We start from the raw sequence: 16,535 nt of genomic DNA, 5'->3' as shown, positions 1-16,535 counted from the left end.
CGCATGACGTTGGCTCGGGGAGCTGTGCGCGGGGCGGCGTGGGGCTTTGCCACTGTGCTGGCCGAGCGTGGGGTTGGCTTCATTGTCCTTGGGTTGCTGCTGCGGGTGGTGCCGGCCTCGGTGGTGGGGCTCATCGCCATTGCCTCCGCGATTTCCGATCTCGCAAGGCTTGTCGCCAATAGCGGGGCGGGGGAGCAGGTGCAGGCCAGCCCGGGCGACATGAACGTGGAGGCGGCGGCGTTCTGGAGCCAGTTCCTCGCCTCGCTGCTGTTCATGGCGCTGCTCTTTACGCTCGCGCCGGGATTTGCCGCGCTGTACGGCCAGCCCGTGCTGGCCCCTGTGTTGCGCATCATGGGGCTGAATGTGGTGCTGACGGCGTTTCTCGTCGTGCCCTCGGCGCGGCTGGCCACGCAATTCCGCTTCCGCGCGGTAGGCCTGATCTCGTTGGGCAGCACGGTTGCCGGTGGGGCGGTGGCGCTGCCCTGCGCCTTTGCCGGGCATGGGGTGGCGGCGCTCGTTGCGCAGCGCATGGCGGGGGGGGTGCTTTATGCCGTGGTGGCGTCTGTTGCCGCGCGCTGGGTGCCGCCACGTCCGCCCTCCTGGCCTGTGCTGCGCGAGGGCTTCCGCTTCTCTTTTCCGCTGATGCAGGCGGGGCTGGTCGATTACATCGCCGTCACGGGCTATGTGATGCTGGCGGGCTTGCGCATGCCGGTGGCCGTCCTTGGCGAGTTCCGCATCGCCCAGCGCTTGTTCGAGGTGCTGCAGGAGGTTGCCTTCATGCCCGCGCGGAACGTGTTCATGCCGGTGCTGGTGGCGGTACGGCACGATCCCGCCCGGCGCTTCGAGACCACGCGGCAGATGCTCGACCTGCTCTCCATGGTCATCTTTTTCGTCAGTGCCGTGTGCGGGGCGGCGGCGAGGCCCATCGTGCTGCTAATGTTCGGGGCGCGTTGGGAGGCGGCGGTGCCGGTATTCGCCGTGCTGACCCTGACGGCCCCGGCGGCCGCCTTATACAGCGTGGTCAACCCGATGCTCACCAGTGCAGGGCGCACGCGGCTGGTTTCGCGCTATGCCTTAGTCAACGCCGTCACCATTGCCGTGGCGGCATGGTTCGCGGCACCTTATGGGCTGCTGGCACTGGCCTGGGCGTTAACGGCGCGTGGGGTGCTGGGAGTGGGGCTGTTCGCGCTGGCCATGCGCCAGGGGCTGGAGGGGGCGGTGGGGCCGGTGTTGCGGCTGCTGATCCTGCCCTGCGTGGCGTTGGCCATGGCAAGACTGGCGGCCTGGGCGGCGCTGTTGGTGTTCCCTGGCCAGAACCTGCTGGCGCAGCTTGGCGTGGGGGCCGCGGTTTCGGGGGGCGTGTTCGCCCTGCTGGTGTTGGCTTTGGCGCCGCGCCGCATGTGGGAGATGGCGCGGCGGCTGCATGGGGCCCTGCTCGGCGCGGGAGGGGGATGACGGGCAATTTGCTTGCCCCTGGCGCCCCGTGCTGGTTGAATGAAACCGCGCCATGAGAGATTTATCGCCCTTCACCCTGCTGCGTCCCCAATGCCAGAGTGCCGCTCTGGTGCTCACCTCGCCGCATTCGGGGCGGTATTACGGCGTGGAATTCCTTGCCCAGGCGCGGCTCGACGCACAGGCCATCCGCCGTTCCGAGGATAGTTACGTGGAGGAGCTGTTCGGCGGAGCCCCCGCGCTGGGGGTGCCGCTGCTGGCGGCGGAATTCCCGCGCGCCTGGTGCGATGCCAACCGCGAGCCCTGGGAGCTGGACCCCAGCATGTTCGCGGACGAACTGCCCGACTACGTGAACCGCCACAGCTCGCGCGTGGCGGCGGGGTTGGGGACGATCGCGCGGATCGTTGGCACAGGCGAGCCGATTTACGCCCGCAAGCTGAGCTTCGCCGACGCCGAGGCGCGCGTGCGCACGTGCTGGCAGCCCTTCCACGAGGCGCTGGCCGGGCTGATTGAGGAAACCCAGGCTGAATTCGGACATTGTTTGGTGCTGGATTGCCATTCCATGCCGACCCCGCCGGGACGGAACGCAAACCGGCCCGATATTGTGCTGGGCGACGGCCATGGCACAAGCTGTACCCCGGCTTGGACCGCGTATATCGAGTCCTTGCTCACCGGATACGGATTTTCCGTGCGCCGCAACGACCCCTATGCCGGGGGCTTCATCACCCGCCATTACGGCCGCCCGCGCGAGGGCGTGCAGGTGGTGCAGCTCGAGGTAGCGCGCGGGCTGTACATGCATGAGCGGCAATTCGCCCGGAACGCACGCTTTGCCCTGGTGCAGGAGCGTTTGAGCGGTTTTCTGCGGGATATGGCCGATGCCATGCGCCTATGGGGGGGCGCTGGCCCGGGCTATTGCGCGGCGGCCGAATAAAAAAAGGCGGCGCTAATACAGCGCCGCCAAGTTTAGGGAGGAAACGTCCAAGAAACAGGGGAGAAACTCACCCTGTATTTATTTGTATATGCCAATTTATGTTGCAGTGCAAGAAAAATTTTGCAATGCAGCAAAGCAATCCATGCAGCGGAAAGTAAAACAAATAAATTCAGATACTTGGTTGTTTGTGGCGGATTGCGCGCCAGGGAGGCTTTACCTTCCCGCTGCTGCCGATTATGAAGGTGGCACGCAGGGCGTAGCAATTTATGCTTGCCCTGGCCGTGTACGGAGGGGTGGCCGAGAGGCTGAAGGCGGCGGTTTGCTAAACCGTTATACGCTGTCAAGGCGTATCGTGGGTTCGAATCCCATCTCCTCCGCCACGCACTTTGAAGTGTTGCAGCAAAATACAGCAACAATCAAAACTGCCCAAATTTATGGTAACACCTATCTGGATACACTCAGTTGCCGCACGTTGGCGGATCAGGGCGTATGGCAGGCTGTATCATGCCAATATAAATAAGTAAGTAATACTGACCTTTTTTCCTTGTTTTTCACGCGCGCGTGCATGAGAGATAGCCCTTTTGTCCCTGGACCGCATTTTACAGATTTGAGGGTGTACCCCTGCTAATCCTGCTAAAGTTGCTAAACCGCGCCACCCCCCCAGGTAACAAAAAACCCCGGCGCTATGTCCGGGGCTGGTTTGGAATTGCGTGGAGGGCGGCGTAGTGGAGTCCGCCGCCCTCCTGCTCGCCTGCGGGTGGAGGGAACCAAAAACCCCGCTAGGCGGTTTCTACCCGAACAGCTTCCGCTTCGGGCGCTGGCCTTCCCCGGTAGTGCTGCCCGGTAGTGGCGCGTTTGCATCGGTCCGCAACTTATCCACCGCCACCGCCCAACTTGCCGCCAAGTCGCCGCGCGGGCCGTGGAATAGCAAATGCCAATCGGGAAGGCCGGGAACAGTTCGGGCGGGCGGCTGGAGCTGCGCTTCACGCTTCGCGCGAGAATAGGGGCCACTGATTCCGATGGCGGCCAGGGCTTCGTATCGCTGAATGAGTTCGGCCTCCAGGGCCTTGATCTCGCCCAGCAGCTTAGAGACTTCGGGAGAAGCCTCGATTACTGCCGATAGGGCGCTGTTCAAGCTGCTCTGGCACCAGCCCAGAGCCTTCTCGGCATCCTGAGCTTGGCGCTTCAACTCGCCCCGTGCAGCGCGGGCAGCGTCCAGATCGGCGCGGGCGGTGTCCAGTTCGGCTTGCAACTCCTGGCGGGTGGAACGCTTCGGAACCTCCCGGCCAAGCCTCGCGGCCACCATGTCGGCCACAGCCAATTCCTGCGCCTCCGAGAGAGCTTTTTCGGCAGCTTCAACTCGGCGCTCGGCGGAGGAAATTGGCTCCCATGAATTTGAGGAGAGGGAGGCCAGTGCGGTTTTTTCCTGCTCAGCCTGCTTCAAGGCCGCGATGGCGGCGGCTAGTTTCTCGCGCTCCGGGGTCATCAGAGCTTCCTTGGCGCGGGCACGCCGTAGTGCCTGGAGACGCTGCTTGATGCTTTGGCTGCCGCTGCACCTTGGCCGGTTGCCTGGGTGTGCAACGCCTTCAACCCGGCAAGATTGATGGCGCTATCGGCGGCAATGCCCAGCGAGGCGAGGCTCTCAACATAGCGCTCGCGCTCGCGCATTTCAGCTAGGCGTCGCGCAACTTCGGCTTTCAGATTCATATGAGGTTCCCCTAACAATGTGGTAGTATATTACCACATTTTGCCCGGCCATTTCTACTTCGTTTTCTACTCAAAGGGTTTTGTCACGCTCTGTCTTTTCTCCATTGCGTGGAGTTGGGATCATCGGGCCTAGGCTGCCATCCGATTGGCGGTACATCCGCCCAACTTCGCGCAGTTCTCCGTTCTCGCCACGTTCAACGATGACGCGGCAGATTTGAATGGCCTTTTCCGGCGCAGGGGTCTTGGCTTCCAGCCTGGTCAGCCGGTCTTTGATTTTAGCCATTTTGCTTGCTCCTTTCCTCCAGCGCCGCGATGCGCTGCTCTAATTCGTGGGTCTCGATTGCCTTGCGCTGGCCTTCCACCAGCCCGGCAAGGGCGGCGGCTTCGTCGGTGGTGATCTCGCCCCGTGCGGTAGCTTCAATGATTTGCGCCGTGGCCTCGATGACGTCCGATGCGGTTTTGATTTTGGGCAAGTCGATCATCACCGGCACGCCCCGCCGCACTGGCCAGAGACGATCCATGATGATCTTCGCGGCCTGCATGTCGCCGGTTTTAGCGGCGGTGATGACGGCGCGCAGGATGCCCTCGGCGTCGGCCTGACCTATCTGCTCTAGGGCCATCAAGGCGGCGTTGCGGGTGCCTTTTGGCTTGCCCGCTGGGTTGCCAGATTGTCCCGGCTTAAACCGGGTCTCCTGCTTTTTCCCTGCTTTTTCAGACATAGGGAGTCCTTTCAGGTGAATGAATTTGCCCGCCACGGCGGCGAAAAGGTTAAAACCGCCTGCGGGCTGTCGGTGTTTATTGTGCCGCGCCCCACGGACCGACTAACGGGCGATGGTCAGCAGGCCGCGCACCATACGTTCGTGTTCAAGGTTGATGATCTTCCGGCCTTCGCTGCCAGGTGGTGGAAGTTCCGGCTCGTTCATGATCGCGTGACGCTCGGCTCGTTCAAGCTCAGCATCGAGGCGGCGTTCCTCCGCCTCGCGCTTTGGGTTCGGTTTGCCGATTGCTTGCCACGGGTCGAATTTCAGTAAGCCGCTCATGGTGCTAACTCCCAGGCATCGCGGCGCGGCGCACCGTCCAGCATCGTCTTGGGCGGCAGCCGCGTCACCCATCCGCTCTCTTCCAAGATGGCGATGATCCGCTTGGCTGTGGCTGCATCACGTAGCTGGTTCGGCCCGCGCTGGTAGATTTCGGCAAGATGGCGTTTGGGCTTGCCCTCAGTCTGCCACCACTCCACGAGATGCCGGGCCAGTTTCAGATCGGGGGCGATGCTTGCGCCGTCCGCCAGGCGCTTCATCTCGGCGGCGTAGTGCTGCACCAGGGCGATGCCGTTTGCCATTGCCTCGGCCCCCACCTCTACCGCTTCGGGATCGCCGTATGCCTCGAGCACCGCAGCCAGCCGCCCAGAGTGCTCCGCCATTTTGCTGGCGAAACCGCGAATAGAGGAAAACTCACCGCCTGGTGCAAGCCGCTGCTCGATTTCATCATGGAAGGCCACCATCATGGCCTTGGCGTCGTCGGTGAGTGTCAGCACTTGGGGATCAAGCCCGCCGGAACCGTCGAGCATCCGATGCGGCCTGTCGAGAAACTGCGCTAGACGGGCCTTGTAGTCGGCCAAAACCAAGGCACACTCTCGCGGGGCCTCGCGATATTTCCGCGTCCCCGCAGTGCTTGCCGGGGCCACAATCAACATGCGCGCCATCAAGCCAATGTCGGCAAAAGCGGGGTCGCATGTGAGGATTTCGGCAACGCCAGGCTGCGCCATAAGGTGCATCGAGCACCGCCTGCCAGGCAGGAAGGTATTGCCGGTCAGCACGCGGCGGCGGCGGATCGGGCCGCCATCCCAGAGCACATTCAGCAGCCCAGCAGTGCGGATTTTCGATTCGTCAGACATGCCATGCCCGCCCAGCATTAAACCGCCCTCGGCACTGAACACGCCACCCCATGGCCTGGATTCGGCAAGCTGGAGCACAATGCCCTCAGGCGTGGCGTCACTCATCAGCAACATCGGCGGCGCTGGGGGCTTGGGTTCCGCGCCAACCGCCTCAATGGCGCTTCTCGCTGCGGCTCGGCCATTTTTGGCAGCCTTTCGGGCCTGCTCAATGGCTGCTTTCCAGGCGGGATGATCGGCGGCGAAGTATCGCGCCTCGGCCTCGTAATCGGCGCGCAGTTGTTCCTCCTTCGTAAAAACAGGGCCGAGAGCCAAGTTATCCACGCTGGATTTGCGCTCGCCAGATTCCGCGATGCTCAGGCACAACACCGTCAACGCGCTGCGGCCATTCAGCAGCTCAACATCGCGATGCGGCGCGATGACCAGCGCGGCGGCGGCAAGAACCGATTGAGCACAGATCGCCCAGGGTGCTTGGGTTTTCATGTGGATGGCGTCGGCCACGTCGCGCAGCCCGCCCAGGGCTTCGATAGGATATTCAGCAGCCGGTGGAATGTCGCGGTACAGCGGGCGCTTGGCGTCCGGCGGGGCCGATGCGGCGGCCACGGCGTTGGCGGCGATGGTGGCGGGGTCGAATTTGAGAATCTTGCCGGTGTCGCTCATCGGGCAGCACTCCCCAGTGCGCTGGCAATCGTCGCCTGCACCTCGGCGGCTTCCAGCCCGGCAGCAATGCCAGCGTGAGCCATCGCCCCGGCAATCTCAGTGGGTGAGAGCGAGCCAGATTGAACGAAACGCGCCAAGCTGAAGGTCTCGGCGTTTAAGGCCGCGTTCCGACTGCCGGTTGTGGTGCCTGCAACGCGCTGCACAGCGTTGTGGAGGGCGGCGGTGGCGTAGTTGCGCGCCTTGTCCCCGTGGGTGACGTGCAGAGGCTGCCAGGAAGGTGCTACGGCGGGTTTGGGGGCAGGCGTGAGCCATTCCGGCCACTCGGCTATAGGGGCGTCAGAGAGCACCTCTAGCCTAGCGCTGGGCCAGTAGATAATTGAGCCTCCCTCGGCCCGCACGTCGATGCCAGGAGCAATGCGAGCTGTACTGCACCGTAGGCCCGGCTTGTGGATGAAATACAAGTGTAACCCGCCGCTGCGCGTGCGGTGCGCGCGGGTTGCGGGCAGGCGGTGGCGATTGTCGCGCCACCACTCAAGGCCATTGTGCTGGCGGTCGATGTCGAGCACTGCCAGGTTGCTTGTTTCCCCGGTGCGGATGCCGACCAGCACGAAGCCAAATTGGACGTGCATGGCGCGGATGCGCTCTGGATCGGTGCTGGCGGCCTTGTGGCCGTTCGGCGTGCGGGGCGTTTTATCTTGGGCCACCGGGTAAACTGCCCAGCCACGGGCGGCGCATTCAAGAGCGTGCTGTAGGGGTGTCATTTCGTGCCCCCTTCAACCATCTCCAGCAACGTGGCTGCTAGGCGCTCGCATTCGGCGGCGTCAGCCAGTTGAACCGCGCGGCAACGCGGATCAGGCTCCCGGCGGCGGCGCAGCCACTCGCTGCGGCTGGTGAGATGCGCGGCGGCGCGGCGCAAGGTGCGGGTGGCGGTGGAGTTTTTGGGCTTATGCATGTTGCAATCTTTCAAGATTGCGCTTGTACTTTGAGCTGGGAGAAACTAGGTTTCTGGTGTCAGCCGAGAAACCCGTTACGTGCTTCCCAGCCCCGTGCCACAAGCGCGGGGTTTGGTTTTTAAGCGGCGTTGGCCTTCGGAAGGCTTGCGATAAACTGATTCAGGCTATCAGCCGGAACCACGGTTGCGCGTCCGATCTTGCGAGATTCCAGTGCCCCGGACTTCACGAGGCTCCAAAAGGTGGAATGGCCGATGCCAAGCGCAGCTTGGACCTCGGCGGGGCGGAAAAGTAACTTCATAGCATTAGACATTTTTGGCTCCGTTGACTTGGAGCCTGATTATGGACACCAATGGATGCCTGCATAATCTGCACAAAACTATGAATTTTAGGGGGTTTCGTGCGGGGGTGGTGGAAACAACGCCCACTCGCCATCCTTCGTGTACCAAGGCGGCTGCAAAAGCGTTTCGACATGCTTTCTGATTGTCCGGCCCTGCATTGGAATGCTGACCTCGTTAAGTGTTGCAATCAAGAAACGAGCAAACGGCCCTTCCGTGGTTGCGCCTGGATTTCTCTTCATGGCGTATTTCCAAAGCGAACCTAAGAAGGCGATGACTGCGGGGTCCTCGTGATTTGTTGGACGCTTCGGTTGTTTCGGCCTATCCATTTTTTCAGAAAATTCGGCAGCTTCTAAGAAGGTGTCTAACTCATCGACCAATGCTGGATGGCTAATTTCGGAACAGTAGGGATTTAGTTCGAACCTCAAGCGTTTTGCAGCAGCGATTACCTGTGGAGAGAATTTAGGCAGCTTTGAAACCCGGTAATTTTCAAGGTGCATCTCCACCCGTTCCCACCACCAGGGCGGCATGGGCGGCAGGTCGCAGCTAGTGCGGATGCGTTCTTGCGCTGCTTGGTCCAGAGAAACCACCAAATGCGTAAATCGCTCTTTAATTTCAGCCCGCTGCGATTTTATAAAATCCTCCCAATACAGGTCCCGCCTAATGAGCGCCTCATCGGTTGGCGCTGTCGGATTAGGCGTGCTATTCGTGGGCTTGATCTCGGTCATTTGGTTGCAGTCCTTTTGTCTGGATCATCAGGGCGCGGTGAGGGTGATGACCTCCCGCGCCCGCTTGTTTCACGCGGTGGCGCGGATCGTCGTCACGTTCCCGGCTGGCTTAACAGCCGGGCTGGTGCAGTGCCGCGCCCATGCATCCATCAGCTTGCGCCGCTGCTCGAAGTGATCGGTGCGGGCATAGGCGGCTTCCACCTTGTTCTTGTTCGTGTGGGCCAGTGCGGCCTCGGCCACCTCGCGCGGGAAGTTCGTGCTCTCGGCGCACCAATCGCGGAACGTGGAGCGCATACCGTGAACGGTAAACCCCTCAGCCACGGTGGCCAGGGCCTTGCTTAGGGCCACGTCCGATAACGGCTTGCCGGGTTTACCGCCAGGGAACACGAGCCCATCAGGCTTGTTCTGTAGGGGGCGCATGGTCTCCAAGATTGCCACGGCGGCGTTACTCAGTGGCACGCGATGCTCTTGCTTTGCTTTCATGCGCGAGGCGGGGACGGTCCATGTCTTGGCCGCCAGATCAAGCTCGTTCCATCGGGCCCCGCGCGCCTCACCGGACCGGGTGGCGGTCAGAATCAGGAGCCGCAAGCATAGCGCGCTGGTGCTACCGCTGGCGACCAGCTTCCCCCACGCCTCTGGTAGATTGGCCCAGGGCAGGGCGGCATGGTGTTCAACGGCGCGCACCTTCGCCCTGGCGGGCAATACTTGGTCAAGGTAGCCGGTCCAGCGTGCCGGATTGTCCCCGGTGCGCCAGCCGTGCACCCCGGCATAATCGAGCACGGCTTCTACGCGGCCACGCAGCCGGGAGGCGGTCTCCGGCTTCTCCTTCCAAATTGGGCGCAGGATACGCAGCACCTCGTCCAGGCCGATGCTGCCGACCGACATGCTGCCGATGACCGGGCTGGCGTAGGTTTTTAGGGTGTTGGTCCATTGCGCCGCGTGCTTTTCATTCTTCCAGCCTGCCCGGTGAGCCTCGATATAGAGCTTCGCCACGGCATCGAAGGTCCGGCCCTCGGCATTCATGGCCAGGGCTTGGCGTTCACGGCGCTGGTCGAGCGGGGAGATACCTTCGCGCAGATCGTTTCTGAGTTTTCGGGCGGCCTCGCGTGCCTCGGCCAGCGTTACATCGCGCAGCGGGCCAAGGCTCATCCAGTGCGGCTTGTTGGCCATCTTGTACCGGAACGCCCAGGATTTGGACCCGTCATGCCGGACACGAAGATAAAGGTTATCGCCGTCCGGGTAGTTTCCGACCTTCACCAGGGCGTTGATAGCCAAGGCGGTCAGGCGCTTGCTCGGCCCTTTAGCCATTAGGCAGCCCGCCGATTAGCAAGTTTAGCAACTTTAGCAGGGGTACAGGTGCAAATGCTCATTTTTGCGTGTCCGGCGCGGGGTGAATCTCTTTGGTGGATACACCCTAAATCAACATTGTTGCATACGCAAGAGGATTTAGGCGGACGGATTTAAAGCAAAAACAGTCATATATACTAGTTTTTGTCGATGTCCATAAACGGCTGTGGATACATGTTAGGCGGACATCTCCTCCGCCACGGGCCTGCGTAGCTCGCTGGGCAGCCTAGAGCCACATCCCAAAAAGCTACATTATTCTGTCAATAATTCCCCTTTCGCCGGGCTCGTATTGGCACCACTGTGCGCCTAACTCCCAATAATCAACGTGAGAAAATCGTAGGTTAGGCAGAGCTTTAGGCCGAGGCAAAGAGTGTAGAAAAACTGACCGAGGGGCAGGTGAAGAAGCTGTTGCGCACCGGGGAACCCGGCATGAACGGCGATGGTACTAACCTATGGCTGTAAATCGGCAAGGCCGGCAGCGCAGCAGGTGGCCGATGGCCGCTGTTTCGAGGCCGTGGCCACGTTATACATAGAGACGTAACGCGCCGGGTGATGGAACGCCAAACATGCGAGCCTATGTCTTCCCGCATTTTGGCGCCAAGCCGGTGGCAGAGAGCGGCAGCGTGTCCGCACTAGGCAGTGCGCTTTGTGGTGTTGAGCGCCCGCCGTTCCGGTAAAGGCAGGGGGCGACGTGGAGCGAGTTTGATCTGGAGAACGCGATGTGGGCGATTCCGGCGGCATGCAGCAAGATGAACACTCTGCACCGCGTGCAGCTGAGCGTGCAAGCAGTGGCGGTGCTGCGCGAGGCGGAGAAACTGAAGCGGGGCGTTGTCTGATATCGTACTGAATAAGTGGGGTCTGGATAATGCCACACTGAACAGTTCCGCTCAAACGAAAAGAAGTTTGCGACAATACGAGTAGCTTTGTCAGGGGAGCTTCTTTCGATCATTGTTTACAACTTTGAAGATTCCAAAGAAGAGCAGAAACGGCAACTGGGCACTACACTTCAATAGCTTGGTGCAACACAGCGAGACATTAAGGGTGAATTTTTTCGTTGTTGATCTAACGATATTGTGCATCTCATAAGATGCAATTTAGAAACAAATGAACTGGGCTCGGGACTTATTTTTTTATGGTAGAACGAGTCCCGAATCTCTTGACTAAGCCACTGAGATATAAAAAATATTTAATTTACTTCATATTTGAACTTGTTGTGCGAAAGTTTACGCACTCGAAGTACGTTAATCAATCAAACTGAATTTTGAGTGGGAATGTTGTGTTCATGCTTTGCCCTCCCAAAAACAAAGAGCGTTCGACACTCGCTCATTACATGCTGATAGTTACGTTTCCTTTATTTATCTATGCCATTTTTTCTTTGATTTTTTTTGGCAGAACGGGGAGCTTGACGCACTGGTACTTGGGAGTGGGCAGAGACCCGCTATCTGTCATATGGTTCCTCCACTGGTGGCCCTTTGCCATTTCTCATGGTCTAAATCCATTTATTTCAAATTATGTTTGGTTTCCCCATGGGGATAACATGACATGGCGGACCTCGGTGCCGTTTGCTGCTCTGTTAAGCTTCCCAATCACGGTGCTGGGCGGTGCGGTCCTGTCCTACAACCTATTAAGCTTGATGGCGCCAGTTCTCTCCGCGTGGACGGCCTTTCTGTTGGTGCGATACCTGACACGTGACTGGGCTGCAGCTCTTGTTGGAGGCTACTTATTTGGATTCTCCTCTTACGAAAGTGGCCAGCTTCAGGGGCATCTTAATCTCGATCTAACTTTCTTGATACCTCTTGCGATCTTGTTGTGCGTAAGACGCATCCGGAGACAAATGGGGCGCACAGGCTTTGTGATAGGACTGGCGGTAATTTTTTTGGTTCAGCTAGGGCTGTCAAGCGAAATTTTGGCGACATTGGTCTTTCTTGGCGTAATCACATGGGCCATCTTCCTGGCATGTGCCCCAAAGGCCGATCGGCTTGGCTTGTGGCGTCTGGCAATCGACATTGTTTTTGCAGGCATGGTCATGACAATATTGGCCGTGCCATTTTTATTTTATTTGGTAGAAGGTTTGTCAGAGGTTCCACCAATAATCAACTCTGCAACAACTTATTCAGCTGACCCACTAAACTACTTGATACCGACAGGGGTTGCCTACCTTGGGAGAACGGTTTTTGCTGCTGTTGCTAGTCAATTCACTGGCAACACAGCGGAACAAGGAGCCTACTTAGGTTTGCCTCTGATTTTCCTCATGATGCTTTATTTTCGCGCTCATATTACTCTTCCTTATGTTAAAGCCTTGTTGATTACAGTAATTGTACTCGCCGTATTGAGTTTAGGGCCCTGGCTACATGTTGCTGGAGTGCAAACTCAAATGCCGTTGCCTTGGCGGCTTGGTGAAAAACTTCCTTTGATTCGCTCGGCGCTACCAACACGTTTCACGATGTACGTGTCGCTTATTTCGGCGATTGTCGCGGGGCTATACTTGGCGACGCCGAGCGTTGGGCGTGGGCCGTCCCGGCGGTTTGCACTCGCCGGGCTTGCATGCCTGTTTATTGTGCCCAATGCACGTATGCATACCTGGACCCGCTGGCCAGAACAGCCGTTTTTTACGCCGCAAAATACGAAACAAGCGCTCGGCACGAAAGCAAATGTAATTATTCTTCCCTTTGCGGACGAAGGGGAGGGGATGGCTTGGCAGCTGGACGAGGGCATGCAATTTAGCCAATCGGGCGGTTATACCGGCTTCGCTCCGTATTCGGAACAGGCCTTTCCAATTTTGAGTGAGTTTCTTACGGGGGTGCCTGGGCCCGACTTCGGCAATGATCTTGCCGCTTTTTGTGAAACGCATCATGTCGATGATATTCTGATCGGCCCGGGCACACAGCCCCAGTTGGTCGCGGCAATTGCGGCGCAGGGCTGGCTGCAGCACATGGACCATGGGGTCGATGTCGTGAAGGTTCCGCTGCCATCAGCGCTTAATTATTACTATCTGGAGGGTGATTATTGGCCTTCATCCGCGCAGCAGAACTGGATGGGTCGGCAGGTTCGTATTGTTACCCATGGAACACCAGTAGAACTGACAATAACGGGGAAAGGGCGGCCCCTTTCTGTCCCTGTACAAATTACGGTTACTACTCCATCGAGTCAGGTCGTTTATACTGTCGGACAAGCAACGATGCAGGTCCTTTATATACCGGCGGATACGATTGTTACCTTGACGGCGAATCAAACATTTGTTCCAAATAGAATTATTTACAATGGGGACAAACGAGAGCTGTCTGTCTTATTGTCAATTAAAAAAGGTTAAACCAGTGGAGGGTATTAAGGGGCTCTTTCAAAAAGCTCTCGCGCAATGCGGGGCCCACGATTCATGGGGCAGGATGTTTTCGCCTCTGAGCCCTGACACATGGCGTTCGATCGCAGACACGGAGAATAGTCATGCCGGATCAAAATACATTGATTGAGGCCGCGCTAGGATTGCTGGATCGTTATATCAAGGTCTTGCAAAATGCTACCGGTAGCTCCGAGTTTAACCAAAACTACTATCTAACGCATCGGGCCCGCTTTGCCCGGACGCTGGAACTCATCCCCGCCGCCAAAGGCAACAAAAAAGCACTCGAGATTGGTGCTACGGCATTCTTTCAAGTCGCGCTGCGCGAGGTGTTTGGCTATGGTTTCGTCGCAGGCACAGCGTTCAGCGAGCGGGTAGAAGAGAAGATCTATCGTAGAACCATCGACGTGGCGGGGCATCGGGCTGAAAACCTGACTTTGAGCATTAATGTTGAAAACGATATCTTCCCCTTTCCGGATGCTAGCCTCGATTTCGTTCTGTGCTGCGAGGTTATCGAACATCTCGATGTCGATCCTATGTTTATGATGAGTGAGATTAACAGAATCTGCGCGCTTGGTGGGCAACTGCTGCTAACCACGCCCAATTGTTGCTCGGCGCGCAATGTCAACAAAATGTTGAATGGATGGCGGCCGCATTTTCACATGCAGTACTACCGCAACCGTTCTCCATATAGGCATAATTTTGAATATGATGTGCACGCCCTAGTGGCCCTGGTTAAAGCCGCGGGGTTCGAGGTTGAGCATGTGGCCAGTCACGATGTCTTTGAAGCGCCGATGCCTGACATTGTTGAAATGCTGAATCGCCAAGAATTTCCAACAGACTTTCGTGGTGACTGTCTATTCTTAATGGCGCGAAAAACCTGCGCGATCCGCGATCGCTGGCCCGCCGAGATGTATGTAACCCCATCAGAATGGCCCTAAATGCTAAATAAGCTCTTTAATCTGTTTGAACGCGCCTCACCACGTTTAGCGGAAGAAGTTCGCGAAGCTAGATACACGCTCCGTGGCTGGCGTTTTAACGACCTCATGCGGCACCAGGAGGACGTGCTGAGCCGCATGCCCACGAACCAGGCTAGCATCGACCATAGTCTGGCGGTTTTGCGCACCCGGCAGTTGTCCGGCCCGCGCCTTGCCTTCATCAGCAATATGCCGCCGGATACAACCGGCATTGCCTCTTGCTCTTTTTACACTTGGCAGGGCAGCGAGTTGCCGGTCGATATCTTCTGTCCGGTGACGGACACGGACTGGTTTTTCGCGAATGAACTGCGTCTGCGCGCTGGGGGAAGGGAGGGTACATACCTTTTCGACGCCGGGACTTTTCTGACTGCAGATTGTTTGCACCGCTATGCAGCCATCGTGATTGCCCTCGGCAATTCTGGGCACAATGTCTATATCCACGATATGCTGCGCAAGGCTGGAGAACTGGATGGCGACCTAAACCGAGTATGCCTCTATGTTCACGACCCCGTGCTTCTGCACTTGGTCGAACGCGGTACAGGGCTGACCGGTGCAGCTCTAATCGACGCCCTTGTCCGCATCAAGGCCAAGCACGGGCCGGTTACGAACGCAAACCAGATAGATGCGCGCAGGGTACATGAAAGCTTAGCCGATGCAGGATATTGCGGCGCCAGCTATTTTGCTGACCTTGGAGTTAAGCGCTTCCTGGTGAATTCCAATGCTGCGGCAGAAATTCTGCGGCATGATATGGAGGCGATGGGAGGCAGCATAGAAACGCTGTTCCATCCGGTCTTTTTGCCGTCTGGCATACAGCGCACACGGCCAGTCAGCAAAACTCCAGACGCGCCGCTGGTCGTGGGTAGTTTTGGCTACGCAGGGTCTTCGAAGCGCACCGAGTTGCTTGTGGCTGCGGTACATGAGCTACAACGCGAGGGGATAAACGTTCGCCTGCTGCTTGCTGGTTTCGGTACGGCTTATTACGCGGATGTGCATGCGACCATGCTGGCCGGGATCGCGTTGGACGTGAGGGATGCGCCAACCGACCGGCAACTTTGCGAGGCTATGCTGGAGGTCGATGTTGCTGTGCAGCTTCGCGCCACGAACAGAGGCGAAAGTTCCGGTATCGTTCCTCAGCTAATCGCTCTGGGTCAGCGTACCATTGTTTCCGATATTGGCGCCTTCCGCGAATATGGAGGTGCGGTCCAGAAGGTGCCAGAACAGGTAACTGCGTCCGAATTGGCCAAAGCCGTTTTGGCTGCCGCCATTGCCCCGGCGCCAGAGGAGGCGATGCGGAACTACGCCCAAAATCATAGCCCGGCGCGATTCCGAAGTCGGTTGCTGGAAACCCTAGGGATCAGGCTTGAGCGTCCGGCACCGTCGGCGACTTGCCTTCCATTGCCTATTGACCAGCCGCTCATTCCCTCCTCCGAATTTGAGTAGCTGACATGATTGAACTCGCGTCTCACATGGTCGAGGGGGCAAGAGTCGCAGGCAGCGTGCATGCCACAGCACCGGCGAACACGCCGAGCGTTACGGTGCGCCGCCGTTCGAGGTGGTCTATCCAACAGGCGGAGAGTCCCGATAGCGCGAGAAGGACAAATACCATCAATCGTCTCGGTTCCGCATTCTGCAAGACCGGTATGTCGATATAGCCGAAATCCTCGCTAAGGTTGCCCGTATAGTGCTGCGGGTTTTGTTGTTTGTATTGTTTCGATTGTGTTGTATTCTCCCGAGGACAGGTAAACATCAAGCACGCATTAATTGTGAGAGCTTGCAGGCGCGCGCAAGCCCAGCGCGCCGCCGACCTGTCTTGCGGAGGATGAGCGATGTCCACTGAGGCGGTTGCGGTTTTGGCGGTTGGCGTGGGGCTCCTGGCCCTGTTGTTGATTTGGGGGAGCTTGTTCCGCCGCCCGGGTGATGGGCAGATCCTCGCTACTGGCATGCCGGGGCGGGCTACCGTGCTGAGTGTGCAGGAGACCAAACCCCGCGGCGGTGTCGGTCCAGAGGCGCTTGTGCGGCTGGATGTCGCCCCGCGCGAGGGGGCGCATTTCGAGGTTCTGCTGCAAATCCCGTTCACGCAGCGCCATGCCCGGGCGCTGAAGCCAGGGCAGGTGGTGCCTGTGCGGTTTGACGTGCTCCCCTGGAATGTGACCGTTTTTGTGTAGAGTCTGTTCCTGGGGGATAGACCGATGAAGGGCAGCCGATTTTCTGAAGAGCAGA

General features: G+C 58.6%; 17 protein-coding genes and 1 tRNA gene. 8 read left to right on the top strand and 10 right to left on the bottom strand.

Translation table 11 applies throughout. The features are described 5' to 3' along the window. The first annotated feature begins 3 nt into the window (after positions 1-3). The 3 genes from HNP71_RS12880 (at position 4) to HNP71_RS12870 (ending at position 2,763) form a co-directional block, all read left to right on the top strand. Positions 4-1,455: an oligosaccharide flippase family protein gene (locus HNP71_RS12880; RefSeq protein ID WP_183267355.1), complete on the top strand. Its 1,452-nt coding sequence runs from the start codon at positions 4-6 to the stop codon at positions 1,453-1,455. Positions 1,456-1,507: 52 nt separating this feature from the next. Next, a complete protein-coding gene (locus HNP71_RS12875; protein ID WP_183267354.1) occupies positions 1,508-2,383 on the top strand; it encodes an N-formylglutamate amidohydrolase in 876 nt (291 codons plus the stop codon). A gap of 287 nt (positions 2,384-2,670) precedes the next feature. After that, positions 2,671-2,763, top strand: a tRNA-Ser gene (locus HNP71_RS12870). Positions 2,764-3,173: 410 nt separating this feature from the next. Here the strand turns inward: HNP71_RS12870 and HNP71_RS12865 are convergent. The 4 genes from HNP71_RS12865 to HNP71_RS12850 form a co-directional block, all read right to left on the bottom strand. Further along, positions 3,174-3,869, bottom strand: a complete 696-nt coding sequence (locus HNP71_RS12865; RefSeq protein WP_183267353.1) for a hypothetical protein — start codon at positions 3,867-3,869, stop codon at positions 3,174-3,176. Continuing rightward, positions 3,869-4,090 carry a hypothetical protein gene (locus HNP71_RS12860; protein WP_183267352.1) on the bottom strand — a complete coding sequence of 74 codons (222 nt, stop codon included), beginning with the start codon at positions 4,088-4,090 and terminating at the stop codon, positions 3,869-3,871. The genes HNP71_RS12865 and HNP71_RS12860 overlap by 1 nt, the downstream gene beginning before the upstream one ends. Before the next feature lie 70 nt (positions 4,091-4,160). Next, positions 4,161-4,373 carry a hypothetical protein gene (locus HNP71_RS12855; protein ID WP_183267351.1) on the bottom strand — a complete coding sequence of 71 codons (213 nt, stop codon included), beginning with the start codon at positions 4,371-4,373 and terminating at the stop codon, positions 4,161-4,163. Further along, complete coding sequence (locus tag HNP71_RS12850; protein WP_183267350.1) at positions 4,366-4,809, bottom strand: DUF5681 domain-containing protein; 444 nt, start codon at positions 4,807-4,809, stop codon at positions 4,366-4,368. Before HNP71_RS12850 ends, HNP71_RS12855 begins: the two co-directional genes overlap by 8 nt. Positions 4,810-4,824: 15 nt before the next feature. On the opposite strand from HNP71_RS12850, the gene HNP71_RS12845 reads away from it, so the two are divergent. Then, on the top strand, positions 4,825-5,121 hold the full coding sequence (locus HNP71_RS12845) for a hypothetical protein (RefSeq protein WP_183267349.1): 297 nt from the start codon (positions 4,825-4,827) through the stop codon (positions 5,119-5,121). A gap of 5 nt (positions 5,122-5,126) precedes the next feature. Here HNP71_RS12845 and HNP71_RS12840 read toward each other — a convergent pair whose 3' ends face one another. From HNP71_RS12840 to HNP71_RS12815, 6 genes are all read right to left on the bottom strand, one after another. After that, on the bottom strand, positions 5,127-6,641 hold the full coding sequence (locus tag HNP71_RS12840; RefSeq protein WP_183267348.1) for a YfjI family protein: 1,515 nt from the start codon (positions 6,639-6,641) through the stop codon (positions 5,127-5,129). Beyond that, entirely contained in the window at positions 6,638-7,402 is a 765-nt protein-coding gene (locus HNP71_RS12835; RefSeq protein ID WP_183267347.1) for a bifunctional DNA primase/polymerase, read from the bottom strand. The genes HNP71_RS12840 and HNP71_RS12835 overlap by 4 nt, the downstream gene beginning before the upstream one ends. Beyond that, the gene (locus HNP71_RS12830; RefSeq protein ID WP_183267346.1) at positions 7,399-7,593 is read right to left on the bottom strand and encodes a hypothetical protein; all 195 of its coding nucleotides are present in this window, start codon (positions 7,591-7,593) and stop codon (positions 7,399-7,401) included. The genes HNP71_RS12835 and HNP71_RS12830 overlap by 4 nt, the downstream gene beginning before the upstream one ends. 119 nt (positions 7,594-7,712) lie before the next feature. Then, complete coding sequence (locus HNP71_RS12825; protein ID WP_183267345.1) at positions 7,713-7,904, bottom strand: helix-turn-helix transcriptional regulator; 192 nt, start codon at positions 7,902-7,904, stop codon at positions 7,713-7,715. A gap of 75 nt (positions 7,905-7,979) precedes the next feature. Beyond that, positions 7,980-8,657, bottom strand: a complete 678-nt coding sequence (locus HNP71_RS12820) for a hypothetical protein (protein ID WP_183267344.1) — start codon at positions 8,655-8,657, stop codon at positions 7,980-7,982. A 69-nt stretch (positions 8,658-8,726) separates the two neighbouring features. Continuing rightward, positions 8,727-9,965 carry a tyrosine-type recombinase/integrase gene (locus tag HNP71_RS12815; protein WP_183267343.1) on the bottom strand — a complete coding sequence of 413 codons (1,239 nt, stop codon included), beginning with the start codon at positions 9,963-9,965 and terminating at the stop codon, positions 8,727-8,729. 1,369 nt (positions 9,966-11,334) lie between these two features. On the opposite strand from HNP71_RS12815, the gene HNP71_RS12810 reads away from it, so the two are divergent. The 4 genes from HNP71_RS12810 (at position 11,335) to HNP71_RS12795 (ending at position 16,480) form a co-directional block, all read left to right on the top strand. Then, the gene (locus HNP71_RS12810; RefSeq protein ID WP_221246896.1) at positions 11,335-13,314 is read left to right on the top strand and encodes a glycosyltransferase family protein; all 1,980 of its coding nucleotides are present in this window, start codon (positions 11,335-11,337) and stop codon (positions 13,312-13,314) included. Between the two features lie 131 nt (positions 13,315-13,445). Then, complete coding sequence (locus HNP71_RS12805; RefSeq protein WP_183267341.1) at positions 13,446-14,279, top strand: class I SAM-dependent methyltransferase; 834 nt, start codon at positions 13,446-13,448, stop codon at positions 14,277-14,279. Further along, positions 14,280-15,755: a glycosyltransferase family protein gene (locus tag HNP71_RS12800; protein ID WP_183267340.1), complete on the top strand. Its 1,476-nt coding sequence runs from the start codon at positions 14,280-14,282 to the stop codon at positions 15,753-15,755. Between the two features lie 386 nt (positions 15,756-16,141). After that, complete coding sequence (locus HNP71_RS12795; protein ID WP_183267339.1) at positions 16,142-16,480, top strand: hypothetical protein; 339 nt, start codon at positions 16,142-16,144, stop codon at positions 16,478-16,480. Positions 16,481-16,535 lie beyond the last annotated feature (55 nt).

Source organism: Acidocella aromatica, assembly GCF_014201825.1.
Lineage (GTDB): Bacteria > Pseudomonadota > Alphaproteobacteria > Acetobacterales > Acetobacteraceae > Acidocella > Acidocella aromatica.
The sequence above is the reverse complement of the archived record's forward strand: the minus strand, read 5'-3'. Positions and strand labels throughout refer to the sequence as shown.

Excerpts from the sequence above, each read along its gene's own strand:
- HNP71_RS12860 (WP_183267352.1), bottom strand. The coding sequence starts at position 4,090 with ATGAATCTGAAAGCCGAAGTTGCGCGACGCCTAGCTGAAATGCGCGAG.
- HNP71_RS12800 (WP_183267340.1), top strand. The coding sequence starts at position 14,280 with ATGCTAAATAAGCTCTTTAATCTGTTTGAACGCGCCTCACCACGTTTA.
- HNP71_RS12830 (WP_183267346.1), bottom strand. The coding sequence starts at position 7,593 with ATGCATAAGCCCAAAAACTCCACCGCCACCCGCACCTTGCGCCGCGCC.
- HNP71_RS12805 (WP_183267341.1), top strand. The coding sequence starts at position 13,446 with ATGCCGGATCAAAATACATTGATTGAGGCCGCGCTAGGATTGCTGGAT.
- HNP71_RS12835 (WP_183267347.1), bottom strand. The coding sequence starts at position 7,402 with ATGACACCCCTACAGCACGCTCTTGAATGCGCCGCCCGTGGCTGGGCA.
- HNP71_RS12850 (WP_183267350.1), bottom strand. The coding sequence starts at position 4,809 with ATGTCTGAAAAAGCAGGGAAAAAGCAGGAGACCCGGTTTAAGCCGGGA.
- HNP71_RS12825 (WP_183267345.1), bottom strand. The coding sequence starts at position 7,904 with ATGTCTAATGCTATGAAGTTACTTTTCCGCCCCGCCGAGGTCCAAGCT.
- HNP71_RS12795 (WP_183267339.1), top strand. The coding sequence starts at position 16,142 with ATGTCCACTGAGGCGGTTGCGGTTTTGGCGGTTGGCGTGGGGCTCCTG.
- HNP71_RS12875 (WP_183267354.1), top strand. The coding sequence starts at position 1,508 with ATGAGAGATTTATCGCCCTTCACCCTGCTGCGTCCCCAATGCCAGAGT.
- HNP71_RS12820 (WP_183267344.1), bottom strand. The coding sequence starts at position 8,657 with ATGACCGAGATCAAGCCCACGAATAGCACGCCTAATCCGACAGCGCCA.
- HNP71_RS12855 (WP_183267351.1), bottom strand. The coding sequence starts at position 4,373 with ATGGCTAAAATCAAAGACCGGCTGACCAGGCTGGAAGCCAAGACCCCT.
- HNP71_RS12880 (WP_183267355.1), top strand. The coding sequence starts at position 4 with ATGACGTTGGCTCGGGGAGCTGTGCGCGGGGCGGCGTGGGGCTTTGCC.
- HNP71_RS12810 (WP_221246896.1), top strand. The coding sequence starts at position 11,335 with ATGCTGATAGTTACGTTTCCTTTATTTATCTATGCCATTTTTTCTTTG.
- HNP71_RS12865 (WP_183267353.1), bottom strand. The coding sequence starts at position 3,869 with ATGACCCCGGAGCGCGAGAAACTAGCCGCCGCCATCGCGGCCTTGAAG.
- HNP71_RS12840 (WP_183267348.1), bottom strand. The coding sequence starts at position 6,641 with ATGAGCGACACCGGCAAGATTCTCAAATTCGACCCCGCCACCATCGCC.
- HNP71_RS12815 (WP_183267343.1), bottom strand. The coding sequence starts at position 9,965 with ATGGCTAAAGGGCCGAGCAAGCGCCTGACCGCCTTGGCTATCAACGCC.